Annotated in this window: 27 protein-coding genes and 5 pseudogenes; 5 read left to right on the top strand and 27 right to left on the bottom strand. The window is 38.0% G+C overall.

Annotated features, from left to right (window positions below):
* Nucleotides 1–17 precede the first annotated feature (17 nt).
* The 6 genes from JCM21714_RS24145 to JCM21714_RS23350 all read right to left on the bottom strand — a co-directional run bounded on the left by JCM21714_RS24145 (nt 18) and on the right by JCM21714_RS23350 (nt 4,455).
* Nucleotides 18–620, bottom strand: coding sequence for an AarF/ABC1/UbiB kinase family protein (locus JCM21714_RS24145; RefSeq protein ID WP_369403557.1), 603 nt, complete (start codon nt 618–620; stop codon nt 18–20).
* A 28-nt stretch (nt 621–648) separates the two neighbouring features.
* Nucleotides 649–1,686 carry an ABC1 kinase family protein gene (locus JCM21714_RS24140; RefSeq protein WP_369403556.1) on the bottom strand — a complete coding sequence of 346 codons (1,038 nt, stop codon included), beginning with the start codon at nt 1,684–1,686 and terminating at the stop codon, nt 649–651.
* 53 nt (nt 1,687–1,739) lie between these two features.
* Complete coding sequence (locus JCM21714_RS11365) at nt 1,740–2,042, bottom strand: phasin family protein (protein WP_035724427.1); 303 nt, start codon at nt 2,040–2,042, stop codon at nt 1,740–1,742.
* Nucleotides 2,043–2,143: 101 nt separating this feature from the next.
* Entirely contained in the window at nt 2,144–2,539 is a 396-nt protein-coding gene (locus tag JCM21714_RS24135) for an LPXTG cell wall anchor domain-containing protein (protein WP_052000544.1), read from the bottom strand.
* The gene (locus tag JCM21714_RS24130) at nt 2,511–2,963 is read right to left on the bottom strand and encodes a hypothetical protein (protein WP_148295016.1); all 453 of its coding nucleotides are present in this window, start codon (nt 2,961–2,963) and stop codon (nt 2,511–2,513) included. The genes JCM21714_RS24135 and JCM21714_RS24130 overlap by 29 nt, the downstream gene beginning before the upstream one ends.
* On the bottom strand, nt 2,917–4,455 hold the full coding sequence (locus JCM21714_RS23350; RefSeq protein WP_052000540.1) for a glycosyl hydrolase 53 family protein: 1,539 nt from the start codon (nt 4,453–4,455) through the stop codon (nt 2,917–2,919). The genes JCM21714_RS24130 and JCM21714_RS23350 overlap by 47 nt, the downstream gene beginning before the upstream one ends.
* A 327-nt stretch (nt 4,456–4,782) precedes the next feature.
* On the opposite strand from JCM21714_RS23350, the gene JCM21714_RS11355 reads away from it, so the two are divergent.
* Nucleotides 4,783–5,949 carry a DUF4317 domain-containing protein gene (locus tag JCM21714_RS11355; RefSeq protein WP_035724425.1) on the top strand — a complete coding sequence of 389 codons (1,167 nt, stop codon included), beginning with the start codon at nt 4,783–4,785 and terminating at the stop codon, nt 5,947–5,949.
* 44 nt (nt 5,950–5,993) lie between these two features.
* Here JCM21714_RS11355 and JCM21714_RS11350 read toward each other — a convergent pair.
* From JCM21714_RS11350 to JCM21714_RS21560, 10 genes and pseudogenes are all read right to left on the bottom strand, one after another.
* Nucleotides 5,994–7,360, bottom strand: a pseudogene (locus JCM21714_RS11350) (NAD-dependent malic enzyme).
* Between the two features lie 168 nt (nt 7,361–7,528).
* Nucleotides 7,529–8,502 (bottom strand): annotated as a pseudogene (uvsE, locus tag JCM21714_RS11345) (UV DNA damage repair endonuclease UvsE).
* Nucleotides 8,503–8,614: 112 nt separating this feature from the next.
* A complete protein-coding gene (locus JCM21714_RS21575) occupies nt 8,615–9,100 on the bottom strand; it encodes a type III PLP-dependent enzyme domain-containing protein (protein WP_235182794.1) in 486 nt (161 codons plus the stop codon).
* Nucleotides 9,070–9,723, bottom strand: a complete 654-nt coding sequence (locus JCM21714_RS21570) for an alanine racemase (RefSeq protein WP_235182793.1) — start codon at nt 9,721–9,723, stop codon at nt 9,070–9,072. The genes JCM21714_RS21575 and JCM21714_RS21570 overlap by 31 nt, the downstream gene beginning before the upstream one ends.
* Before the next feature lie 24 nt (nt 9,724–9,747).
* Nucleotides 9,748–10,815: pseudogene (locus JCM21714_RS24125) on the bottom strand (N-acetyltransferase DgcN family protein).
* Nucleotides 10,816–11,124: 309 nt separating this feature from the next.
* Nucleotides 11,125–11,916, bottom strand: coding sequence for an REP-associated tyrosine transposase (locus JCM21714_RS11330; protein ID WP_235182790.1), 792 nt, complete (start codon nt 11,914–11,916; stop codon nt 11,125–11,127).
* 198 nt (nt 11,917–12,114) lie between these two features.
* Complete coding sequence (locus JCM21714_RS24120) at nt 12,115–12,363, bottom strand: ATP-binding protein (RefSeq protein ID WP_369403560.1); 249 nt, start codon at nt 12,361–12,363, stop codon at nt 12,115–12,117.
* A gap of 32 nt (nt 12,364–12,395) precedes the next feature.
* Nucleotides 12,396–13,511 carry a GAF domain-containing protein gene (locus tag JCM21714_RS11325; RefSeq protein ID WP_035724421.1) on the bottom strand — a complete coding sequence of 372 codons (1,116 nt, stop codon included), beginning with the start codon at nt 13,509–13,511 and terminating at the stop codon, nt 12,396–12,398.
* Complete coding sequence (locus JCM21714_RS11320) at nt 13,501–15,387, bottom strand: hypothetical protein (protein ID WP_235182800.1); 1,887 nt, start codon at nt 15,385–15,387, stop codon at nt 13,501–13,503. Before JCM21714_RS11320 ends, JCM21714_RS11325 begins: the two co-directional genes overlap by 11 nt.
* A pseudogene (locus tag JCM21714_RS21560) lies at nt 15,303–17,332 on the bottom strand (AAA family ATPase). Before JCM21714_RS21560 ends, JCM21714_RS11320 begins: the two are co-directional and overlap by 85 nt.
* A gap of 108 nt (nt 17,333–17,440) precedes the next feature.
* On the opposite strand from JCM21714_RS21560, the gene JCM21714_RS20370 reads away from it, so the two are divergent.
* Nucleotides 17,441–17,593 carry a hypothetical protein gene (locus tag JCM21714_RS20370; RefSeq protein ID WP_162833703.1) on the top strand — a complete coding sequence of 51 codons (153 nt, stop codon included), beginning with the start codon at nt 17,441–17,443 and terminating at the stop codon, nt 17,591–17,593.
* An 8-nt stretch (nt 17,594–17,601) separates the two neighbouring features.
* Here the strand turns inward: JCM21714_RS20370 and JCM21714_RS11305 are convergent, their stop codons facing one another.
* The 3 genes from JCM21714_RS11305 to JCM21714_RS11300 all read right to left on the bottom strand — a co-directional run bounded on the left by JCM21714_RS11305 (nt 17,602) and on the right by JCM21714_RS11300 (nt 19,095).
* Nucleotides 17,602–18,069 carry a response regulator transcription factor gene (locus JCM21714_RS11305; RefSeq protein ID WP_235182789.1) on the bottom strand — a complete coding sequence of 156 codons (468 nt, stop codon included), beginning with the start codon at nt 18,067–18,069 and terminating at the stop codon, nt 17,602–17,604.
* Nucleotides 18,053–18,346 (bottom strand): response regulator, encoded by a 294-nt coding sequence (locus JCM21714_RS21555; protein ID WP_235182788.1) that lies wholly within the window; start codon nt 18,344–18,346, stop codon nt 18,053–18,055. The genes JCM21714_RS11305 and JCM21714_RS21555 overlap by 17 nt, the downstream gene beginning before the upstream one ends.
* 308 nt (nt 18,347–18,654) lie before the next feature.
* Nucleotides 18,655–19,095 carry a hypothetical protein gene (locus tag JCM21714_RS11300; RefSeq protein WP_035724415.1) on the bottom strand — a complete coding sequence of 147 codons (441 nt, stop codon included), beginning with the start codon at nt 19,093–19,095 and terminating at the stop codon, nt 18,655–18,657.
* Between the two features lie 186 nt (nt 19,096–19,281).
* Here JCM21714_RS11300 and JCM21714_RS11295 point away from each other — a divergent pair, with 186 nt between their 5' ends.
* Nucleotides 19,282–19,677 (top strand): hypothetical protein, encoded by a 396-nt coding sequence (locus JCM21714_RS11295; RefSeq protein ID WP_035724414.1) that lies wholly within the window; start codon nt 19,282–19,284, stop codon nt 19,675–19,677.
* 138 nt (nt 19,678–19,815) lie between these two features.
* Here the strand turns inward: JCM21714_RS11295 and JCM21714_RS21550 are convergent, their stop codons facing one another.
* The 8 genes and pseudogenes from JCM21714_RS21550 to JCM21714_RS23055 form a co-directional block, all read right to left on the bottom strand.
* Nucleotides 19,816–20,031, bottom strand: coding sequence for a hypothetical protein (locus JCM21714_RS21550; protein WP_235182787.1), 216 nt, complete (start codon nt 20,029–20,031; stop codon nt 19,816–19,818).
* The gene (locus tag JCM21714_RS11290) at nt 20,010–20,408 is read right to left on the bottom strand and encodes a hypothetical protein (RefSeq protein ID WP_235182786.1); all 399 of its coding nucleotides are present in this window, start codon (nt 20,406–20,408) and stop codon (nt 20,010–20,012) included. Before JCM21714_RS11290 ends, JCM21714_RS21550 begins: the two co-directional genes overlap by 22 nt.
* A gap of 83 nt (nt 20,409–20,491) precedes the next feature.
* Nucleotides 20,492–21,314, bottom strand: a pseudogene (locus tag JCM21714_RS11285) (bifunctional 3-deoxy-7-phosphoheptulonate synthase/chorismate mutase); the annotation flags it as partial.
* A 68-nt stretch (nt 21,315–21,382) separates the two neighbouring features.
* Nucleotides 21,383–21,724, bottom strand: a complete 342-nt coding sequence (locus JCM21714_RS21545) for a hypothetical protein (protein ID WP_235182785.1) — start codon at nt 21,722–21,724, stop codon at nt 21,383–21,385.
* 36 nt (nt 21,725–21,760) lie between these two features.
* The gene (locus JCM21714_RS11280) at nt 21,761–22,603 is read right to left on the bottom strand and encodes a phenylacetate--CoA ligase family protein (RefSeq protein ID WP_235182784.1); all 843 of its coding nucleotides are present in this window, start codon (nt 22,601–22,603) and stop codon (nt 21,761–21,763) included.
* 50 nt (nt 22,604–22,653) lie between these two features.
* Nucleotides 22,654–22,854: a hypothetical protein gene (locus tag JCM21714_RS21540; protein WP_235182783.1), complete on the bottom strand. Its 201-nt coding sequence runs from the start codon at nt 22,852–22,854 to the stop codon at nt 22,654–22,656.
* Nucleotide 22,855: 1 nt separating this feature from the next.
* Complete coding sequence (locus JCM21714_RS11275; protein WP_235182782.1) at nt 22,856–24,004, bottom strand: phenylacetate--CoA ligase family protein; 1,149 nt, start codon at nt 24,002–24,004, stop codon at nt 22,856–22,858.
* Nucleotides 24,005–24,038: 34 nt separating this feature from the next.
* Nucleotides 24,039–24,170: a hypothetical protein gene (locus tag JCM21714_RS23055; protein ID WP_268748346.1), complete on the bottom strand. Its 132-nt coding sequence runs from the start codon at nt 24,168–24,170 to the stop codon at nt 24,039–24,041.
* Between the two features lie 164 nt (nt 24,171–24,334).
* Here JCM21714_RS23055 and JCM21714_RS11270 point away from each other — a divergent pair, with 164 nt between their 5' ends.
* Together JCM21714_RS11270 and JCM21714_RS11265 are read left to right on the top strand one after the other, a co-directional pair.
* The gene (locus tag JCM21714_RS11270; RefSeq protein ID WP_035724413.1) at nt 24,335–24,730 is read left to right on the top strand and encodes a hypothetical protein; all 396 of its coding nucleotides are present in this window, start codon (nt 24,335–24,337) and stop codon (nt 24,728–24,730) included.
* A 68-nt stretch (nt 24,731–24,798) separates the two neighbouring features.
* Nucleotides 24,799–25,257, top strand: a complete 459-nt coding sequence (locus JCM21714_RS11265) for a DUF4915 domain-containing protein (RefSeq protein WP_235182781.1) — start codon at nt 24,799–24,801, stop codon at nt 25,255–25,257.

Raw genomic sequence — 25,257 nt, 5'->3', positions numbered from 1 at the left:
GATATTTTATAACTTTTTCAAAAACGCCCAGATCTGAAAATCGAATAAATCAACCACGCAAACATTAGCATTGCAATCACAAACCCAATTTCGATGGCTGGTAATTCCCATAATAATGAGGACTGTCTTCCCAATGCAGAACCAATAATAAGACCCACCATAATTAAACTGAACGCTAACAACACAATACTGAACGAAAGCCGATTACTGACACGGTCTAATTTTGAGAAAAAAGAATCTGCTTCGGGTACGGAAATCTGAATAGGGATCTTGCGTTTCCTGACCATGGTGGATAATTCCTGCACGATCTCTGGCATATCATGTAACACATCGCCATAATCATTGAATTGTTCAAAAAGATCTTCCGCAATTTTTTTAGGATGGTATCTTTCTTTGATTAATTCTTTTCCAAACGGTTCCGCAGCATCCATGATGCTTAGCTTAGGTGCTAAGGGTTCAACAACACCCTCCAGCGTCAATAATGTCTTCCCTACAAGTGTCAAATCAGAGGGGATTTCAATCTCATGATCATTAGCAATAGAAAACAAATCTGTAATAGCTTCACCTAAGCTGACTTCACTTAATGGCGTATCATAGTATTTAATGATGAATTTATCCATATCTCCACGAAGTTCATGAAGATTTACCTTATCTGGAACAACCCCCCATTTTTTTAATAGCTCGTATCATATCATGGGAATCCTGTTTCACCATCGCCATGATTAAGGAAGCCAGATGTGTTTTCATTTCTGGTGATAAGCGTCCTGCCATCCCAAAGTCCATCAAAGCAATTCTATTTCCCGTTAGCGCTAAAACATTGCCGTTATGGGGGGGATCCGCATGAAAGAAGCCATCTTTAAATATTTGATAGAAGATAACTTGGACTAGTTTTTCAGCCAATTGTTCTGTGGCATAACCATTCTTTTCTAGAGCCTCTAAATCATTTAATTTTATACCCTCAATAAATTCCATTGTTAAAACTTTCTTGGTACTGTAAGGCCAATAGATCTTTGGAATGATCAAATCTTTATCGTCCGAAAACTGTCTCGCCATCAAGTCGGCATTTCTTCCTTCATTGATAAAATCTAATTCTTCTTTGATAGCCTTTGAAAATTCAGTGATCATATCTTTGATTTGATACTTTGCTGCTGACTTCAAGCGATCTTCTGCCCTATCAGCTAACTCATGGAGTATTTCGAGGTCTGTATGTATTGTTTTTTCTATGCTCGGCCGTTGTACTTTTACTGCTACCGTTTCTCCAGATTTTAATGTGGCCTTATGAACCTGGCCAATAGATGCAACTCCGATCGGTGATTTATCAAAATCTTGAAAGATATCTTCTAAAGGCGCCGCTAGTTCCCTCTCTAAAATAGTCCTGATTTCTTCCCATGAAACGGGTGATATCTGATCCTGTAATTGTTCTAATTCCTTGATTACGTCAGCTGGGATCAAATCAGGACGTGTACTTGCCATTTGCCCGATTTTAATAAAGGCAGGTCCCAATTCTTCCAGAAATGAGCGAATTCTTATTCCTACTGACTTCGAGTATTCCTCCTGCTTCCGCTTTACTATTAACCTTCTCGGTAATGGAAACAATTGATCAAGCCCAAGCTCTTTCACCACATAACCAAAACCATTTCTTGAAAAGGCCACAGCAATTTCCCGGTAGCGTTGAATATGCCTCATCTGTTTTCGAAAGATAATAATCCCCCCTTTATGTCCAAAAGATTACGATCCACTTATTCTTTGTCTTTCAACTGATTCTCTAACTGGGTAATCCTTTGCTCTAATGCAGTTAAATCATCTTTTGTTACCACATCTAATTCAACTAGTAACTTCTTTAACTTTTCTTTCACCTTCAGATCCATTTGCTTTTGACTTTCTTCACCTTTTTGTTTCCATTCCTGAAAAAGATTATCCGATTCTTCCTGTGATATTTCACCTTTTTTCATTAACTCATTAATGACCTTCTCTGCCTGCTCCTTGCTTGCCGCGGCTAATCCGATACCAAGTGTCAGACCTTTTTTAAATGTGTCATGCATGACGTTTACCTCCTTAGCACCTTTTTAGTTAGTTTTACCCTATTATCTAAAGATAAAAACAAAAAGTCTTTAGTCATAAATACAACTAAAGGATTTTTTTATTATTCTGTTTTCCTCTTTTTAATTAAAACAATACTGAACAAACCAATTAAGATAAACGCGATACCAATCATGATCCAATTAAACTGATTGGTTGCAGTAGCTGGAAGTTTTTCGCCTGATGTCTCATTAGATTCCTCTGTATCTTCAGATTCCTGAGTTGACTGATCTACTTCATTATCAGAGGCTTCATCCTTTTCAGAATCAGTTGAATCTGCATTTTCATTAGATTGTTCTTCCTCCGTCTCATCAGTTTCTTCATCGTTATCAGAACCATCGATCGGTGCTTCTGGTGTAGGTTCTGGAGCTGGGTCAGTTGGTTTCTGAGGTTGCTCAACTTGATAATCTCCTACTTTCTGTAAGTGGAAATCATCTAAGGTACCCCCATGCTCCTGCATTAGCTTTTATCGTAGCACCAATTGTAATTGTCCCGTCTGTAACAAGGATGTCAGTTAGTTCACTTTCCACCCAATTTACCCATCCATCCACATAAGTGTCTGTGGTCAGCATTTCCTCAGATGTATTAGCAAAAAGCTGCATATCAGACGTTTCTGCATCTCCACCCTGGATGAACATCGATAAATTATAAAATCCTGGTTCTAATCCGGTAATGGTTTGTTTCACTTCAAAGTCCACTGGTGAGTCGAACCAAAAATCTAATGAATAATCACCGGTACGTGAATTCGAGCGATTTTCCTTTATCGCTGCATGTGATGATACCCCCCCATTTGGAAATGTAATCTCCCACATGCTTGTATCACTTTCTTCAAAGCTATTATTGATCACAAAATTTTCTGGTTGAATAAGCAAATCGGCCTGCACCGTATGTCCACCGTTTACTGTCCCCCTCAATAATATAGGAACCTTCGCCATTTTCAATTGCCTGATCCAATTGTTCCTGATTCCATGTGACGTCTACTGGTTGTTCACTTCCATCATTATAGGTAGCTGTTACTGTATCTGGAAAGACTATTTCTTCACCAAATGTAAACGTAAGAGAAATATTTTTTATCTGATCAATTTTTAATGATGCAACGGCACCGGTATCGACATATTTAAAGATATTCAAAGAAGCTAATGGATTGCCTTGAAAGTCAAATAGTGCCTGATTATCTACCGCACTGCCACCAAACCATTCTCCAGCATCTTCTGGATCATACTCTGACGCATAGCTTGTTGCCCAGCCAGAGCCATATTCCTCCCATAGTTGTTTGTTTTGCTCTAAATCAATATTATCTGGATCTCCGACTGGTATCCAAGCCGGCTCCCAATAAAAGACACCAATCCCTGCCTCACCAACATTCGCAATCGCTTCAAAAACATCTCGAATTGCTGTTGCTTGTCCTTGAACGGATACGGGATAATTGATGGTCTGCCCTGAGCCTTGAGGCGCTGTATTACCATGCCCATCACCATCAGCCTCTGTATACGTATAAGAAGTTTCTGCTACCATTACTTGTTTATCATAATTGTCAACAACATTTTTCAATACAGATGTTAAATTTTCTAATGTCCCATGCCAGAAGGGATAATAAGAGCTTGCGAATATATCATAGTCTACTTGATTAGTATCAAGCTCTTGAGCAATGGTGTTATATCTTCCTGCTGTTTCCGGGTTGGTAAAATGTAAAGCAACTAATATCTTTTCATCAATCTCTCTTACTGCCTTACTACCCTCGTTAAACAACTCTGACATGGCAGGCCAACCCGTTTCTCCGGCCATTGCATTATTAGATTCATTTCCAATTTGAACCATACCTATATCGATACCTGCATCGATGATTTTTTGCAGACTATCTTTAGTGTATTGATATAAAGCTGTTTTCTTTTCTTCTAAGTTATATCCTTCCCAATCTTTTGGTGTTTGTTGTTTACCTGGATCAGCCCAGAAATCTGAATAATGAAAATCGACTAATAGTTTCATTCCATTTGCCGTAGCTCTTTTTCCAATTTCAATCGCTTGCGCTACATCATTATTTCCGCCGCCATAGCCATTCCCATTTGCATCATATGGATCATTCCAAACACGGACACGTACATAGTTGACACCTGAATCTGCTAAAGTAGTAAATATATCCTGTTCTGCTCCTGCTTCATTATAGAATTTTACGTTGCTTTCTTCTAATGCTAGAATACTTGAAACGTCAACACCTTTAATGAAATCCTCATCAAGACCTTGTACTTTCTCAACAAAAATATCTGCTTCGATTGATTCTGCTTTCACTTCAACTTCTATCGTGTGATTAAATAAAAGCACGCTAACAATAAGAACGATTGCAACCACTAATACTCTGATTCTTTTAATAGAGTTCATCCTTCCATTCCCTTCTTTCCTTTATTCTTTTCGTCTGAAGCTGTTCATTCTAGATGTGAAATAGCAAAAAAACAGCCTCCTCCTTTATAAAGTGAGACTTCAATCAGTGGGGGGGGTTTTACGGACGATTACACCGTGATAAATTATTTTTACAAACTCTTCATTTTATATTATAAAGCGGTTTCATGTTGATTTATATATTAAATTATTCGCCAAAAGTTTCAGAAAACGAAACGATTCTCTTTTATTTTATCTCCTCTCCGCTAATCCTTATGTTAAAATATGAAAGCGTATATAAAAGATTGTGAAGTAGGAGTGAAATAATCCATGAATAAAAAAGATATAGCCAGTATACGAAAAGAATTTAAAATAGATAATGACCGCATAAAGATTAACGAAATCTTTAACGTCTATGTCATGAAGGAATCCAGTGATATCTATCATCAACAGAGCCAAATATTTGGTATGTTAGACCAAGACGAACAGGAATTATTCATGAACAATTTTAAAAAAGTACTAACAGGCCAACTGGATGAAAAGTTATTTGAGCTTAAATTTCAGTCTGACGTCGATAACCCTACCCAACTAATCTTACATAAAGGATTACTAACAGCAGAGAGCGATGATTGGAAAGAGCAGATGCTTGAAATCGTAGAAAAAATGCTGCAGGATCGGCAATATGAAATGGATATTGTTATCACCTTTATTCGCGGAGAATATGTGAAGCCGACAAAACGTCAAAGTGAAGAGTCTGAAGAAAGTCAACTTAATGCAGTATATTCTCATTCTTTTATTCTTTGTAGTATCAATAAAACCCAGGATCCGAAGAAGGAACTTCAATTTGATTATGTGGAGAAACAATTCAAATACAATGTGGTAGTTAATCCTGTTATTAATTTAACCGCACCAATTGGTGGTTTTTTATTTCCTTGCTTTACAGATAACGCTGCAGATGTCAACCATATTCTCTATGCAGCCGGTAAAGCAAATGAACCGGATGAAACTTTTGTTGAAGTAGTTTTAAACGCAGAAGAAACAATGACAGCTAAAGAAGATAAAATAGTTTTCGAAGAGGTCGTTCGCGATGCAGTAGGTCATCAAATAAATTCCTCTACACTTGCTAATGTCTATGAGGAAATTCACCGGATGACGGAAGATAATGAAGACGAAGAAACACCAACTCTTGATTATAAAGATGTCGAACGCGTTTTAAAATCAAGTGGTGTGGAAGATATCGATACGGAAAGAATGGAGACAGCTTTTAAAAATGTGATCGATGATACAAGCTACGAGCTCAAGGCCCGTAATATCGTGCCGAAGTATAAATCTAAATCGATTAAAATCAATACAAAAGTAGCCAATATTTCAGTAAGCCCCGAAGATTTACGCCATGTAAGACAAGTCCAATTTGACGGAAGAAGATATCTGATGATTGAAGTCGAAGAAGATACCTTAATCGATGGATTTACAATGATTCCAGAGGCTTTTAAATAATTCACAAAGAGCATCAGGTTATAACCTGATGCTCTTTTGATCACTTATAATTTCCTGGACACCCCACTATCCATTGCTGCTTGATATACAGCATTTCTTACTAGTTCTACAACCCTCTCATTAAATACACCTGGAACAATATAATCTTCACTTAATTCATCTTCCTGAATGGTCTCCGCAATAGCTTGCGCTGCCGCTACTTTCATTTCATCATTAATCGTAGTCGCCTTAGCATCTAAAGCACCTCTGAATATCCCTGGAAAACATAAAAGATTATTTACCTGATTCGGATAATCCGATCTTCCCGTTGCCATGACACGCACATGATCTTGAGCTACATCTGGTGAGATTTCAGGATTGGGGGTTAGCTAGGGCAAACACAATCGGATCAGTTGCCATTCTATTAATATCCTCGACTTTTAATATATCAGCATCTGCTACACCTATAAATATGTCCGCATTCTCCATTGCCTTGTTTAATGGTCCATCGATTTTATCTGCGTTTGTCTGGGACGCATACCATTGCCACATCTGATTATCGTACTGTTTTTCTGAAGTAATCGTGCCTTCCTTATCTACTCCTACAATATTTTTCGCTCCAGCTGCTAAAAGCATCTTAGTAATCGCAATACCTGCAGCTCCAACGCCACATACAACAATCTTCACATCTTCTAAATTCTTCTTCGTTAATTTAAGCGCATTCAAAACACCAGCTAACACAACAATAGCCGTTCCATGCTGATCATCATGATATACAGGAATATCTAATTCTTTTTCTAACGTCTCTTCAATTTCAAAGCATTGTGGTGATGCAATATCTTCCAAATGGATCGCACCAAATCCCGGGCTTATTGCTTTAATCGTTTTAATAATTTCTTGTGGATCTTTTGTGCCTAAACAGATCGGGTAGGCATTGACATTCGCAAAACGCTTATGCAACATTGCCTTCCCCCCCTCAATAACGGGCATTACTGCCTCAGGGCGAAGCTCTCCCAGACCTAGCACCGCTGTACCGTCGGATACTATTGCAATCGTATTATTCTTTATCGTCAAGTTATGTGCTAGTTCCGGCTGCTCATCAATCGCACGGCACACTCTCGCTACTTCTGGTGTGTAGACATGGGACAGCTGTTCTCTGTTCTTAAGGTCTAGCTTAGGCTGAATTTCTAACTTTCCCCCCTAAATGAATCAGAAAAGTTCGATCCGAAATATGCTTAACGTGGACCCCCCCTTCTGTTTCCTTTAAAGCGTCAATTACCTTGATTTGAACAGCTTCATTACTAACCTTAATCGATATATCTCTTATTGTTTGCTTTGATGTCTCCCTTATGACATCGATCGCTATTAAATCGGCATTATGCTGATTGATCAGCGTTGCAATTTTACCTATATTTACTTTTTCTTTATCCATTTCAATCCGGATGATAACATGCACAAAGATTCCTCCTTAATGGAATTTAAAAATTTCCACTTTCTCAATCACATTATACATGACTTCCATTTTTCACGTTTTTTTCTAATATATTGTCTATTCTGCATCAGTGACCAAGGAAATTAAAATACAATGAAGTACCTTTTTTTATTGTAATCGAAAAGTAGATCCATTGATGATTTCAAAATCGTCTCTTAATTGTATCTGTTTCATTAATTTAAACAGCGCTTCATCTTTTTTCTTCGCTTCTATCATACAATCAATTCTGGGAACAGTACCCTTTATTTCTTTTAAAAAATCAATAAATATATCAATATCAATAAAGTCTGCATGGTGACGGATCGCTTGATCACTTTTCGGACTGGATATGTGCATTTTTATCGGCAGTGGGGGGGAATAGAATACTCCCAGGTCTTCACAACTCGTTCCCAGTTACTTTCCCAATCCTTATTTTTATGATGGACAAGGTGATGGTGATAGTCAAAAACAAGCGGAATCCCTAGTTTCTCGCATAGATAGAGGTTATCTTCTAATGTAAAAGAAGTGTCATCATTCTCAAGCATTATCATTTTTTGAATTGGACTTGGTACCATCATCCAATTATCAACAAAACGTTCCAGTGCTTTATCTGCTTCCTTATATTTCCCGCCTATATGAAGAACACATCGATGCTGAGGATCGATTCCCATCCCTTTTAGTAATAAATAGTGTAATTTTAAGGTTTTGACTGAGTTTTTTAGCACTTCTTCTTTAGGTGAATTAATGAGCACAAAATGATCGGGATGGAAATCGACTCGTATTTGATGCTTCTGTACAAAATCTCCTAACTCTTTCAGACTTTCTCCCAGCGGCTTCATATAATTCCAATCTAGTAATGCTTCATGGTTCGCTAATGGAATCAATCTTGAAGTTAATCGATAAAAATAAATATCTGATGCAATATTATGCTTCAATATTCTGGACGTATTATGTAAATTAGTTAAGGCAATACGTTCTAATTTGCGAATTGCCGCTTCTCTATCCACAATTTTTTCGAATTGGGTAAAGGTCATCGTTTTGGAAGGAGAAGTATTTTTCACCTGCATACTCATCGCCACATAGCCGAGACGAACAATTGTCATGGTATCCTCCTATTATGTTTTATGGATACTATAGGTTACCCTTTACTTATTCAGATATGTGTAACGTAAGAAATGCCCAGTTTGATAGTCCCACTATATAAATATAAAATAATCATGCTAAATTTTTACTAATGGCGTGACTGCTTTTGCGATAAATACTTTTCTTATATATATAAGGAGAAGTCATAACAGATAATAGCGCTCCATAATTTAGAGAAAATTTAATTAAATCTCCTGGACTTATCTTCATATTCTTTGCATTTAGAATAATATGATCACTACTTGATCCAATAATGTCAACAGGTTGCAATGGCTCTAATCCCTTGACCATGACATCCTGCCGTCCCAATCCGATAATAGCACGGTTCATCATTCCGTTATCTTTAAATAGTAACCTTTCTCCAAATGCATTACTTCCTGTTTCACCAAAGGGTCGAGAAGGTTTAGACTTTACTTCAATCACCTCAGAAACTAAGCAAAAGGCATCCTGATATAGACCTGGAACATTTTCACCATTTACAGTCTCGCGGCCTAACAGGATTGATTCTCCAAACCGAAGATTACTAATCAGGCCTGTTTTTTTGTATTGACAAGCCAATTATAATTAGCTGAATTACCTCCAGAAATGTATGAGAAAATAATCGAGAATTTCCTCTGCATCTCTCTTGCCAATTGCGAAAACTGGATCATTTTTTGTTCTGTTGGGATAATTCCCCCCCCAAAGCACGCAAAATTAGTTCCCAATCCTTCCAGATGAACCCCCCCTTTTAATCCTATAACTTCACGAATGATTGCAGGGAGATCCCTGACCATAATACCTTCTCTTAAATCACCCATCTCTACCATTAAGATGATGGAATGAACTTTATGTTGTTTGATCGCCTCTGCCGCCAAACTCCTAATTACGGACAGTTCGGAGTTCATACTGATATCTACAAATTCGACAACTTCCTTTATTTCACTAAGTGCTGGTGTCCTTAATAACATAAATTTTGCATGCAATCCGTATTTTTTCATCCTGATGATATTTTTCATTTTACTGTCGGCGAGACAGGTAATCCCTGCATCAATCATTACATTTGCGATATCAAGATTACCCGCAACCCCTTTTGTTACTCCAGTAACTGAAATGCCCTTCTTAGCTGCTAATACTGTTAAGATTTTTGCATTATGTCTAATTTTTTCAAGATTAATTTCTACTCTTGGGAAAATGTTTTCCATCCACTTACAACTCCTGCTATTCTCTTATTTTGAAAAGAAATATTCGATAATGCGATCAACTATTTTATCTGCTCCCTTTTTCAAAACATCTGTTGTAGGCAATTGAAATACTTGTTCATATTCATTAATGGTTGCTTCTATTTCCTGCTCATTCATTTCTTCATGGTTTAGGGTAATACCAATTACCTTCGTTTGAGCAAAATGTTCAATAAGTTCTATTTCACTTTTTACAGAAGGGGGGGTTTTAATAAAAGGAAAATCACTTAAATATTCTCTTTTTGGTGGATGCTGTAAAATAACCGCTTGTGGTCTTGCGCCCTTTAAAATTCCTGATGAGCTAGCATAGGCAGGGTGGCTTAATGCACCTTGCCCTTCCACTATAATAAAATCAGGATTTTCTGCCTTATTTGAACGTAAGATTTCTCTTTCTAATTCTCCTATCATAAATTGCAGAGGAAAAGCATCCATGGCAAATCCATATTTAGCTCCTTGAATAAGGCCGGTTTGACCTGTTGCAATAAAGGTTGTGTGATAGCCTCTTCTGTTCATTTCTTTTTCTATCACCATTGCAGTGGTGCGTTTTCCGCATGCCCCCCCATCCGTCCCTAACACAGTAAGGACAGGCGTTTTTAAATCTAAGATTTGCCCTGTGAATATCGTCCATTCCTTACGGGGTCGTGGTTTTCGAATATCATAAATATTCACTCCGTACTTATTTGCCAGTTCGACCATTTCTTCATCCTCTGTAAGCAATTCTTGTAGAGGATTCACAATGTTCATCCCCCCCGCCTTCATAGCCATTTGAATGATGTATCTTTCTTCCCTCTTTAAGAAGCATCAGCAGGTGCAATGCCAAAGATAAAATCATCCACTTTTTCTTTAGAATGCGATAATGCATGATCGAGATCCTTGGATATGGGTATACCGTTCTGTTTTCCAAGTAAAAAGTCCCCCCGAATCGATACCGGATTTACTACTATCTATAACAGAGACAATTTCGTAATGACCACTTTCCTGAATTAACCCATTTGCTGTTTTACCGTCCCATTTACCAAATAGGTTTTCACAATAAACAATCGCACGTTTTTTCATTTCATATACCTCCCCGTTCTATTTGTGGTATCGTTTCCATTACACAAAAAAGACACCTAAGACTTTAAAAGTAAACGAACGCTTTACTTTAAAAGAAGATGCTCGTGAAGGAATGCTTTAATTTTTCTCCAAGACGTCCCCCTATTCATACCATAGACTATCACTATATTATAGCTCTATTTTCATAGGAAGTGAAATTTAATGAAACATGGGGGACGGTTCTTGTGTTGCAAAAAGGGGGGAAACATTGTCTATTAAGGGGGGGTTTTATAATAAATTTTATTGTGATAAGTCGAGCTTTTTATCTTTTTATGCTCTGTGAATAATACTAAGAGAAACACCCAAAATTCTTGATGCCTGACGCTGTGAGATTCCTTCAGCGGTTTTCACTTTTCGTAATATATCATTTCTTTCTGTTCTGGATAAACTTTTCACTTGTGCAAAAGTTATGGAACCAAGAATCATTTTAATTTTTTTCCTAGCTTCTTCATCGGTTAATGTTCTTATCCTATTTTTTTCATTTTCAAAGCATACATCCGCATTACTTTTTTCATTAAATGCTTGGAATTCCTTAATTGCAATTATTCGGTTATCTGAAAAGATACGCAGCACCCCCCCATCGCGATCAAGTAATTCTTGATAATCGCTGGATTTATGGTAATATTCACAACAACTGCTCCAGTACCATTCTTTAACGTGAGTAACCATTCCTGCCTTAACCGGATTCTGATGAATGTATCTGACAACAGACAGAAAGTATCGCTTTGTTTCCACATTTTCGCTTTTAAAACGATCCTGGAAGAGGTGCCCTGTGGTGCTGTATTTCTTGTTATAATACTGGACATAGCTGACAGCAATACGCTTCATTGTTACCGATAGTTCCTCCTCTCCTTCCTTAATCAGAAGATGTACATGATTATTCATCAAACACCAGGCAAATATCTTTAATTGTACCTGTTTTTTATATTTGTTAAGAATGTTCATAAATCTCGCATTGTCTTCATTATCGTGAAATATTTCTTGTTTGTTTGCACCTCTTAACATGATATGATATACACCGCTCTTACTCTTTCTTCTCGCTTGACGAGGCAAACTTATCACCACTTTGCATATAAATTTATATAAAGACATAGAAATTTTTTAGTAAATGTATTTCTTAAGAGAGGCAATACGGAAGGAAGTCTGAAGTTTATAAAAAAGTGTGGAACGCTTTTAAGCACATTTTCTACCCTTTAATAATTCTACAAAACAAGTAAAAATCCTTCACCAATTTAAAAATTTGGAGAAGGATTTACCAGATTATCTTCTAGTGAAACAGGCGAACCGTCCCCGTGTTTCAAGCGAATGTGAAACAAGTGGTATCGAAAAGTTAAAGGTTGTTCCTTGATCGATTTGACTATCTACCCAGATGTTTCCGTTGTGCATGGTAATAATTTCTTTGCTTATGGCAAGGCCTAGTCCACTTCCCTGGCGCTTGCTATTTGTATAATAACGATCAAATACATAGGGAAGGTCTTGGGCAGTAATACCGGCGCCTTCGTCTCGGATGGAGAAGACAGCTCCATTTGAACCCGTAATGGTTAGACCAATTTCAATAGTTCCTTTGTCGCATATTTAATCGCATTCGAAATTAAATTGGCCATCACTTGTTCCAATCTCTGAACATCTACTTCTAACAGTGGATATTCCTGCGCTTGATCCCTGTTAAATCTCCGCTTAAATTGCAGGCCAGACTGTATGATTTCCAGCTTAAACAGCTGACAGAAATGATCAAATAATTGATCAACTGGTATGGCTTCCATAGAAAATTTCATATCTCCAGATTCCAGCTTCGATAAGTCAAATAAATCTTTGATCAGCTTACTTAAGCTCCCCATCCTATAATTAATTGTATGCAAAAATTCATTTTGTTTAACAGGGTCATCTACTAAACCATCCAACAATGCACCGATATATCCTTGCACTACTGCTACAGGTGATTGTAAATCATGGGAAATATTTGATATCATCTGCTTCATTTTTTCCTTGGAGTTTGTCAATTGTTGATTTACCGCTGTTAATTCCTGATTTGCATCATTTAGTAAATCCGTTCGTTGTTTCACCTTAGCCTCTAATTCAGCATAAAGATAAGCATTTACTAGCGATACAGAGGCTTGGGAAGCGATTAACGTTAATACATTTAATCGTTCACGGGTAAATACATGGGATGATTTATTGTTTTCCATATACAAAATAGCAACCAGTCTATCCTGGTGAACTATCGGAAGACACAAAACGGATTTAGCCTGTACTTCCTGAAGATAGTCATCTTCAATAAAGGGACCTTCTTCCGTTGCATTGTTTAAAACAACTGCCTCCCTGCTATTCACAACATAATGAATAATAGCTGACGATAAATGAGAAGATTCATCGACTGTTTTTAGCTGCTGATACATTTCTATTTTTCCCTCAATATGTTTGAAAGAAACTAATGCAAGATTTTGTTGCTCCTGGATTAAAAAGGAGGCATGCTCAGCTCCTGCATAGGTTATAAAAATATCCATTAGTTTACTAACAAGTTTATCTAGCACTACTTCACCTGAAATAATACGAGCAGCTTCTAATATTGCTTTGTTATCCAAGCTTTCCATTACATTACCATCGGTCGGATAAGATTTATTCGTTTGCAACAATAAGTTAGGAAAACTATCTTTCATTTGTTGTGCAATATGAACCGCTCCCCCAAGCAATATAACTGTTATAGGCCTCTGTCACATAACTCTTAGCTGTTTTCGGAAGATTTATGGATAGATAGAAGCTTGCTGCACAATGATTTGCAATCGCCATATCCTGGAGAAATTCATTTTCCTCTGCATGTTGTAATGCCTGATGATAATAACGACCTGCTTTCACTTCATTATTCGCAAGTTTCTCCAGCTCAGCACAAATCAATAAATACTTATGCAAATAGTTGACAGGAGCATGTGTTGCCCATTTCTTCAATTTCTTCACATTTCTTCTCAATTTTTTATAAGCTGTTTTTTTTGGAATTTCACACTTTGTTAAAAGCTTTGTTAACCATAATGATTGATAAAAAAAGTATTCAGGTGCTATGATTAATACCATCATTTTATCGACAATAGGCTCTAATTCTTCCATTAAAGTGACCGCTTCAGATTGGTTATTTAACAAGAATGACATTTGGAGTCTAAGTGTTTTATGCATAATAGCAACCGACATATCATCGGTAAGATCAGGAAATTCCCAATTTGGCTGCCTGTCTGGTTCAGATAGAACCGCAATCCAGTCCAATATCTCTTGCAAGAAATCACTGGATATAACAAATTCGTTGACCTGTGCTAAAGTTATCTGTCTTTCGATCCCTTCCTTCACTTCTGATAAATTATCTCCTTTAAGAAGATGTGTCAGACCAATAAATGCTCCTGTTGCACCTGCCAAATGGAGATTACCCGTTTCAACGCTAAGCTGTTGAGATCGCTCCAAATAATCCAGATTATAACGAATGGGCTGCTTCCAATGATTCACAAAACTGCCAAACACAAAGTATACACGTGCTTCTAAAGCAGTATCTCCCGAGTCTCCCACATGTTGAATTGCCAGCTTACCAAATTGATAACTTCCATTATAATCGCCAAATCCGGCACTAAGCGTCAACGCATAATTATTATATACTAATGCTGATAGATCCATATCTCCATACTTTATGGTTAACCTTAGTGCTCGCAGCATTAAAATTGTCGCCAGGTTTTGATCGACATGATAGGTAGGAGCATTCGTATTAATAAGCGTTCGCATGATCAGGCGTTGATTGTCATCCGTCACAGCTGGAAGATTCAATAAATCCTCTCCGTTTTTCTTTCCTAAAGCAAGCTTCGTTAGCAGATATTCCTTGGCAACCAGCGCTTTACCTGGATGATCTTTTATAGTCAAACCAAACAATCCAACTCCTGTGAGACCTGCATTTGTTGCTTGCTTTACTTCATGGATATACGTATATAACTGTATTTTCAAGTTATAAATAGACAGTTTTTCCTGATTTGTCCTGGCATGTACTAAAACTTCTTCGAAAATAGCCTCCGCTTCATCAAAGTTACGATTCAGGTATAAGGTTTCTCCGTATCCCAGCATGACCTTGGACGTCTCGTCATAATCAGCTTGCCATTTATCCGCTTGAAATAGATGAAAGGAATGTTGATAAAATGTTAAAGCTGCTTCAAATGCTGCTGCCCGTTTCGCCTTATCTCCCGCTTTACGATTCCATTTGATTAAACCCTGTTGTTCCGATGTAGTTAACAAGGATTGAGCTACATTTAAATGTTGAACAATAGAAAACAGGTGCTCCTCCACTTCCTCTTCGGTGAAATGCTGAATAAATTCTTCTGCTACTGTTCGATGACTTTGTACTCTTTGCGTCTCGTCCATAGAGCTATAAAAAGCCTGCTGAATCTTGTCATGTAAAAATCGATAGCTTGGGGGGGGATTTTCGTTTAAGAGTGTTTGATTCTCGTTCGGATAAACCCATTTATAGCTGGCATCCATTGGTAAAATAACCCTTCTTCTAAGCCCTCCCATAATAAGTTTGCCGTTTTTTCGTAGCTTTCTCCTGCAATAGTCGCTAACAGTTTCAGGTTAAATTGACTCCCAATACATGCAGCCAGCTGTAAAAGCTTAAAAGTTTCTACTGGCAATTTGTTGATTTGTTTTTTAATAAAATCAATCATTGAATCTGTCATCGGAATTTGTTGCAATGCGGTAAGATTTACCTGCCATGTAGCTGTACTTAAATCAAAGCTTATCCATTTCTCCTGATGTAACAATTGTAATAACTGAATGATGAAGAAAGGATTCCCTTTTGTGATACGGAAAATTAATGTCACTAATGGATGAGCGGATCCTCCTTTCAAGTCAAGAATGTCTTCAACCCACTGTTCAATATGCTCTTGTGTCAATGGGCGAATGGGAATCGATACGACATCGATCTCCTGATTCTTTATTTGCTTCAAAAACAACTCAAATGGATGACCAATTGATACTTCATTATCTCGATATGCTGCTATGATTAATAAGTCTCTTCTCGCTTGATTCGTCAAAAGGTGTCTCATTAAATCTATGGTAGCATTATCTGCCCACTGGAGATCATCAATGAATAATACGAGAGGATGATTCTCGACCGCAAATACATCGACAAATCTTCTTATTGCTAATAGAAAACGATTATGCATACCTTGGGAAGGAATATCTGGACCATCTTCCTGTTTACCAATTACCCATTCAATTTCCGGTATAAAATTAGCAACCACCCAGGCATTAATCGCTAATGATGCTGTCAACTTTTCTTTCCATCGCTGAATGCTTTCATTATCCTCTGTTAGAATTTGCTTTATTAAGGAGCGAAAAGCTCAATAATAGGTGCATAAGGAGTATGTTTTTGAAATTGCACAAATTTCCCTGAAATAAAATATCCCTTTTTATGAAGTAAGGGTGTATGTAAATGTTGTACAAGTGCTGTTTTACCAATACCTGCTGAACCTGGGATTAACACGAGTCCGGGTCTGCCATGTTGCACACGTTCAAAGCTCTCCATCAATAAGGCAAGTTCTGAACCCCCCCTCCCGTAGAGTTTATTCGGCTTTTCCAGCATGGGACTCACATCATGCTCCGCTAGCGGAAAAACGTCTACCTCCTGCTCTGAATGAAACAATGCGAAACATTTCTCTAAATCTTTTTTTAATCCATATGTACTCTGGTATCTATTTTCAGGATCTTTAGCTAGTAGCTTCATAATAATGGAGGAAACAATTGTTGGCAGTGCCGGATTTATTTGGTCAGGACTAACAGCCGTTTGTGCTAAGTGAGCATGAATGATTTCTGCTTGACCTTTCCCTTCAAAAGGAGCGCGTCCAGTAGCCAATTGATAAAACAATACCCCCAGAGAATATAAATCGGTTCGGTAGTCAATGGCCCGATTCATTCTGCCTGTTTGTTCAGGTGATACGCTGATCACTTCTCCAATTTGATATGGAGTGATATCAGCCTGTGGCGTTTCTTTGGAAAGCGTTGTGGATTGATGAAAACCGGTAAGCTTTAATTGATTCGTATCGTTGTCATATAAAATATTGTCCAGATGAAGCGATTTATGTATAATGTGATGCTGGTGTACAGCAGAAAGAATCGATGTTAACTGGAGCGCCATCTTTAAATAGCGATTCACATCGAATGCTGGATTTCCTTTCATCCAATCAGACAGCGGTATCCCATCAAAAAACTCCATCACTAAGTAAGGTATCTCTTTACCTTTTTTCAAGGCAACAGGCTTGAGAACCCCCCCTGTAAGATCTAATTCCTTTAACAGATAGTATTCATGAATTAACTCTGCCTTTGCGTGTGGACTTGCTTGATTCCTGGATGTCTTGATCAGTACTTGCTCTTGATTAAGGATAGAAACAGCTTTATATAAAAGCCATGAATACGACATTCCAATTTGCTCATGAAATTGATAATCTGACAATTTCCTCATTATCTATCATCCTAATATTCAAAATTTTAAGTTAAATTTAATTATTCTTAACCTAGACTTTAACTTCCTCATTTATACTTCTATTTAGCAATGCGAAGGAGGATACATATGTTAGATCCAATAAGACAAAATCAGAACCTAAATGTTGACAGAGACTGGTTAATTTTATTAGCACTAGCTAAAACACAAGGATTATCGATTCAACAGGTTAAGGAATTTTTAGAAGAAAAGCAGAATAATAGTTTAGACAGCAATAACTAGGGATATGATCATTCATTTGAGATAGGAAGTTCCTTCTCAGTGTATTTGAATTTATATCCAATTCCACGCAACGTTTCAATATACTTAGGTTGATTTGTATCTGTTTCTAATTTTTTTCTTAAATTACTGATGTGTACCATAACGGTTCGGTAATCTCCCAGACTCTGTTCATCCCAGATTAATTCAAAGAGCTTTTCCACACTAAATATTTTGTTCGGGTACTGCGCCAATAAACTTAAAATTTGAAATTCTTTGGCGGATAAGCGTAATGGCTGATTATCCAATTTAACGATAGCACTATCTAGATCGATCACCAATCCTTGATATTTAATAACTCTAAGCTTTCTTTCAGATAGCTCGTTTTGTTTTCTCTTTTGGGTGAGTTGCCGGTAGCGCCGTAAATGTGCTTTTACCTTAGCAATTAATACAGGTGAACTCGTTGTCTTTTCTATATAATCATCAGCACCGACCCCCAAGTCCGAGGATTTTATCCATATCGTCTTGTTTAGAACTCAGGAAAATAATAGGGATATCCGTAAATGTCTTGATCTCCTGACAAAGCTCGAATCCATCGAGCCGAGGCATCATCACGTCTAAGATAATTAAGTCGAGAGTCTCTTGCTTCACGATATCTAATGCCTCTATTCCATCCACAGCTGATACTACTTGAAAGCCATTATCTTTCATATATAATTTTATTAGTTCACGCATATCTGCATCATCATCAACAATTAGGATTTTTTCGCCAGCCAAAAGACTCTCCCCCCCTCTTTATGAAACCATTATTTTTCTAAAAGATTTAGTTAACAAATACTGCATGAGTAAAATATTTCCTGTCATGGTACTTTTTTATTAGTATATCAAAATTGCAAAGGATAAGAAACATAATAAATTGAAGAAAAATACACTTATCAGTCATTCCGGGAAGCAAAGAACTAAAGAAATTATACTATTACATACGTATTTATGATGTTTTGAATCGTAATGGATCATAAAGAAATAACTAAATTATAGTAACTTTGATGGGAGGATAGCACCAATATTTATCGTCCATTTATCTTCTACTTCTTATAATATCTATTATATAAACTATTTCTGTATTCCCTTTTCCTGCGTTTTATACGTGTTTCCCTTTTTTCTACTATTTCTTTTTCTGGTTCTTTTCGCTTTCTAGTAGTCACTTTTTTTACTGGTAAATTTCTTTTTTCTACCAATTCTCTTTGTGGAGCTATTTCCCTTTTTGGCTTGGTTTTCTTTCTTAACCTTTTTATCGCTGTGTTAATTAATTCTTCCACAGGCAGCTGCTCTACTAAGGAACTAAGCGTAAATTCTGACTCTTTCGAACTCTTTATATCTAAATCATTTTCCTGATTTTCTATTTTCTTTAATTCCTCATGGATAAATTGCTTCCACTCTAAATCATCTGTTTGTTTCACAGCTGGTAAATGTGCTTTGATCTCCGGAGACTGATTATCATCAGCTGGTATATAATTATCATCCATAACTGGAATACCTCCTCCCAAATTTTTTAAGCTCTCTGCCACTTCATGGTTTCTCGATATATTTATGTATAGTTGCAAAAATAGATTGGACTAATGCGGAATTATTACCTTTATAGTTTAATACCTATAAGTCCGAAGGCATTTATTCATATACTGAACTAGTCTATACAGTGAGGGGAAATTAGAATGAAGCATAAGGATATAGAGGTTGGTGACAGAATATTATTCATTCTTGGAATGAGTCTTTGTGGTGTGCTTGTTTTCACATTGCTTACAGGTGTTGTTGTTGCATTATTTACTCCTTTAAGAAAAAGGGAAAAGACTAGCTCTGTTCAAGGGGAGAGTCAAGATTTTTCTGCAGATGCTCATGGATTCAGATCCTTTGCTGGTAACTATGCAGAAGCAGTTAAAAAAGGGGGGGCAGTTGTAACAAAGCAGGAAATAACGCAAGCACTAGAAGATCATGATCAATCAACTGAGATCTTTTTAGATAAATTATGGAAATCCATAAAAAAAGGTGGAATTTGTGCTGGGAAAGAGATCATCCTTATCGTTATGAAGATGGTCGAAAGATCGATATAAGAATAAAAGTGGTGATGCTCGAATTCATGGATCCCTGTACTTTCTTTACCAGCAGTTTCGATCAGAAGGAAGAGTAATGGCTGACTACTCATGAATCCGTTTTATTAATTTTAAATCAACCATTAGCTCAATATTTTCTTAAGTCAAATCTTTTCTTACTTTTTCTTTTTGCAAACGATAGCGGATGATATCAGGGTGATAATATTCCAGCATCTGAATCCCCGGTTGGCGACCGAAATAAATGAAGTACCTCTTATATGGGATCAGATCGTCTGTATTAGAAAAATTATTTTTGATGGGACATTGAAAAAGATCGGTCATTTCTTCTTTATTTATAAAACCGAAATCTTCCACACTGCGAAAAGTGCGCACCCCCCTAATGAATGAATTGCCTTTCCAATTCCTTGCTGTTGTTGAGAAATACTCTCAAATAGAGCAAGAGGTACATTTTTAGCATATACGAGGGCAATATTATGAGACACTACCATTCTACTTTTTTGTCCAATTAAGACTGATTCGCGAATATAGTATGGGGGATCCTGATAATGCATCCATTCCCCCCCTGCATTCTCTTTACTTATTTGTTCTTGCTGAATCACATCAACCGTCACTTTTTCATCCAATAGTGTCTCTAACAAATCTGTTGTTCTTCCATCAGTTATTAAAAGACAGCTCCATATTAAACGATGTAAGAAATCTGATGAAGTTTGCTCAAACTCAGAAGCTACCAAACTCTCACCTCCCTTAGTTAGTGAAAAATAGCTACCTTTGATCAATTTTTATTGTCCTAATCCAGCATCAACTTTTAACAGATTTAATGGTACAGACCTGAATCGGACAGATCTTTCCAAAATGCCTGAAACTCCTCGATATTGATCTGCTGGTTGGCATCGGAAAGTGCGGAAGGAGGATCTGGGTGGACTTCCACCATAACCCCCATCTGCACCAGCAGCAAGTGCCGCTTTTGCACAAGGTAATAAAATATCTTTTCTTCCTGTAGAATGACTGACATCAACTAATACCGGTAAATGTGTCTCCTGCTTTAAAATGGGAACAGCTGAAATATCAAGCGTATTACGAGTGGCAGTCTCGAATGTGCGAATGCCGCGTTCAATTAACATCACCTGTTCATTACCTTGATCCAGCAGATATTCTGCTGCGAGCATAAATTCTTTTAACGTAGCAGACGGACCGCGTTTCAACAGCACAGGCTTTTTCGTCTGTCCGATTGCTTTTAATAAATCAAAATTCTGCATGTTACGTGCACCTATTTGAAAGATATCAATATATGGCGAAGCTATCTCAATTTGACTGGGACTCATTATTTCGCTGATGGTCACCATATCCATTTCTTCTGCCACATCGTTCATTATCTTCAAGCCTTCTTCCCCCCCAAGCCCTTGAAAATCATAGGGAGAAGTTCTTGGTTTAAACGCTCCTCCACGTAATACTCTTACGCCCGCTTGCTTTAAAGCAAATGCAACGGTTTGAAGCTGATCTTTTGATTCAATCGAGCAAGGACCAGCAATCAATATGTGGGAGGAACCGCCAATCACCATTTGTTTGACTTTAATAACGGTGTCCTCTGCTTTATTATGACGACTTACAAGAAGTCCCGATCTATTTTGTCTCTGTTTATCGCTCATGATAATCCTTCCTTTCTTTCCATCTAGTTATCTGATTTCTATCATTATTTATCATGGCACTAACTGTCTTTTAATTTTTGAATATAAACCGGTTTAACCGAGGGAATATTACTTATCAGATCAGTACGGTCTAGCAAAGACGTGATTTCTACCGTGACTGGTATTTGAAGCTTAGAAAATAACTGAGAACAAATTACTTCCGACGACCATTTTCTCGCCTGATAAGAATCCAGTAAAAAGTGTAAGCCCTCCTGCTGTTCAAGTACCTTCCATGCTTCTGGAACCGGAAACAGTGAATATACGGCTTCCTGAATATCGAAGGCATCTATCGTGTTATTTTCGAAACAGATACGATCCTTACTTCTTCCATAATGCGTCAGTTCAGCCCAATTCGGCCACATTCACACGTAGAAGGTTCAACAGCAATAATATCCTCGTTAAAATATCTCAGTAGTGGTGAACCTTGATGAGAAAGCGTGGTGATCGTAGCAAAGCCTTTTTTCGCCATTTGCTACAGGCTCTGATCCATCCTCCTTTAGAACTTCCACGATAAAATCCTCTTCGATAATATGCATGGTGCCATACTCACACATGGTCGCAATATTGGCTGTTTCTGTTGATCCGTACATATTAAACACAGGTACTTGCCAGAGTTTTTCAATATGAGCCTTCCGCTTGTCACTCATTAGTTCGCCAGCAACACACAGTGCGCGCAGATCCGGAAATGCAGTACTTACCTCAGTCCCTTCAAGGCGAGCTGTTTCCGCCAGAAGCTCCATCTCCCGTGGCAGACCTGCCAATACTGTAACCGAGAGCTGTTTCAAGAGACATAACACTCGTGGATACGGGGGGGTAACCACCGTCCGGCCACTTGCTGGAACCACTCCTGCTCCTGTCTGCCATGCTGCCTGTTGCAATAAAAATGCGGGTAGTGCCATGGCGTATGGAAAACGGATTAAGATAAGGTCCTCAGCACTCAAATGCACACCGCATTCCTTTAATTGCCTGCCACCAGTTAACAAATCCCGTTGCGTAAACCAAGCAGAGGAGGGGGGGATCCCAGTGGTACCAGTTGATTCATGATATTGCGCAATTTCCCGCTTATCGACAGCAAGAGGACCGAAGATACCCGCTTTCCGAAGATCCTCCTTAGTCGTCAACGGAAGCGTATGCAAATGATGGAGGTTGATATCGTTTGACTCAATATGTGCTAATTTTTTCTTATAAAGAGGGGACTTTTGAATACGATGATACATTTCCTGCAGCTTCCGCTCCCGCATTTGATCAATACTATTCATTTCTACACCTCCTCCTTGCCTTTCAAATATATTTAATTAAATATCCTTATCGCTTTACCGAACGTACGCGGAATATCATCCCTGATTACCACTTCGCAATCGATCCCCAGTCTATCTCTCATATGCTGTTGGATTTTTGCTTTGAGCTGCTGATCGCTTAGCGTCGTCTTAAATTTTTCTGCTTCAACCGTTAATACTCCCTGATCCAATATAAGGTGGTACCATAGCCCCACTTCAGGAATTTCCATTAAGAAGTGCTCGATCAAAAACGGGGAATAGTCTTCTGATCCGATGCGTAACATATGCTCCATCCGACCTCTCAATTGCAACATATCCATTGTGATGCCGCATGCACATGTCGATTTTTGCATATTGCCGAGATCTCCAGTCCGATAGCGTACCATTGGCATCCCCCTCGCGAAGCAGTGTGGTTACTACGATTTCACCTATTCGACCATACGGAAGCACTTCCTCTGTCTCCTGATTGATAATTTCGACTTTTACATGACCTTCCATTACGTGATAGCCGGTATGTTTATCGCATTCCACCCCGATAACTCCGCACTCGGTTGACCCATAGAAGAAAGAAACCTCACATCCCCCCCACCATTTTTCAAGCCTTTCGCGGAAAGTAGAGGAACAGCCTTCACCGGTCAGCCAGATTTTCTTTAGACATATATCTTCTCCAATTTTCACCCCCCCATGTTTTTCACTTTCTTCTGCCAGAAGTGCCGCATAGGATGGTGTTGTCGTAAGCACGGTTGCTTGATATTCCTTCATTAATTCCAATGACTTATCGACAGGTGCCATATATCCACCTTTGCCAAGTGATAATACTGCTGTTCCAAATGCAAATTGAAATAATCGCTGGAATCCTAGACCAGGAAGGGCGAATTCATATGGCAATGCAATCGCCGCCACATCATGATCAGACTCCTTAAACAGCTCTAAATATTTCGGAAGTAAATCATAAATATATTGGTCTGCTAACGTATAGGAGGTATAAATAGGCTTCCCAGACGTTCCACTGGTGAGGTGAACCTGGCCTATTTCGTTTGGATCGACACATAATATCTTATCTTTATCCCCTCTAATCACATCCTTCTTCAGCAGTGGCACAGTCTCCAATTGCCCGATATTATCAATCTTAGGTTGTTTGAATCCAGCCTCGATCAGTCTCGAGCGGTAGTATTCATTTTGCTCCCAAACATGCTCAAGCGTCGCGTTAACAGCTTTTAATTGATAGCCTTCTTTTCTTTGACGGGAAAGACATTCAATAGTTTTTCCTTCCTCATCTAATTGCTTATAAAAAGCTTTAAATTGTTCCAAATGTGAGGAGTGCTCATCAATCGATACGGTCATTTTATGCGTTTGAATCTTCATCAAAGTCCTCCAATCCGTTTATATTTTTAGCTGTTTAGACATTTTCTTCTGTGTTCTTTGCTTGTTTCTTTCTCTCCTTTACCAGCTTCTTTTCTACCTTTTTTACAGATCTCTCTTCTTGCTTTTTAACTTTTTTCTCTTCTTTTCTTAATTTATCTTCACTCAAGTTCTCTCTACCTCCTTTACTTTTTATGAAATGCAGGGAATGCCGGACTTGACTCGGACAATCATACATCTTTTAGTAATTGATGATTGTATCCAAACCGTTCATGAGAATTTTCCATATTGTAATTAGCACAAACTGTTTTTTAAAAAAGGAGGGAACGATCTTTGTTATTATACGATTTAGAAAATGACCAAGATTTTCAATATCTTACTTCCCGTCTTCTGGTAAGCAGTCCGGCAAGTGGCTCAGATCAAGGCGGATTATTCTTAATCGATTTTAAAACGAACACGTTAGAAAAGCTTTACAGTGGCAGCTGCTCAGGAATGACACGGGTTAATGACCGACTATACATCACATCTGATGATAACCAGATCATAACGATGGACCAGCGCTTTCAAGTTATTCGAAAAACAAACTATGGGAAACTCGATTTTCACGGCATTGCGACATTTAATGAGCATGTTGTTTTAATAGTGGAAACCGCGACAAATACGATTGGTTGTTATGAAACAGACAATTTAACGCGAATTGGGGGCGATCCGCTTCGGTTCTTTCGATAAAGATGTTCATCACCTCAATGACATTTGGCTGGCTAATAACACGTTATATGTATCCATGTTTTCTCCCTATGGGGGAATGGTATCGAACACCTATGGACAAAAACGGTGCAATTCTCAAAATCGATTTAGCCGATTTCCAGCCGACTCAGCACCTCGACATTGATCCCACCCATCATGTAATCGTCAATGGTTTATATATGCCGCATACCGTAATCAGGCATAATGAAAGGCTTGCCTATTGTGATTCGATGGCATATCGCGTTGAGATCGAAAAAAACGCTCCTATTCAACTCCAAGGTTTTACGCGTGGACTTGCCATGACAGATGATACGATTTTTATCGGACAGAGCAGGATGAGACATGTTTTACGCATTCCTCATGCATTCTCGAATTGCTGCCTCGATGGTGGGATTCATGTCTACAATAGCACCTATAGAATCTCTCGTTTCGTATCATTACCAGCACAGCAGGTATATCAAATTCTTGTGCTTGATCAGGACTTTTCTTTGGAAAGGGGGGGAAATTAA

This window comes from Gracilibacillus boraciitolerans JCM 21714 (genome assembly GCF_000521485.1).
In the GTDB taxonomy this organism is placed as follows: domain Bacteria; phylum Bacillota; class Bacilli; order Bacillales; family Amphibacillaceae; genus Gracilibacillus; species Gracilibacillus boraciitolerans.
This window is presented reverse-complemented; position numbering and strand designations above follow the sequence as displayed.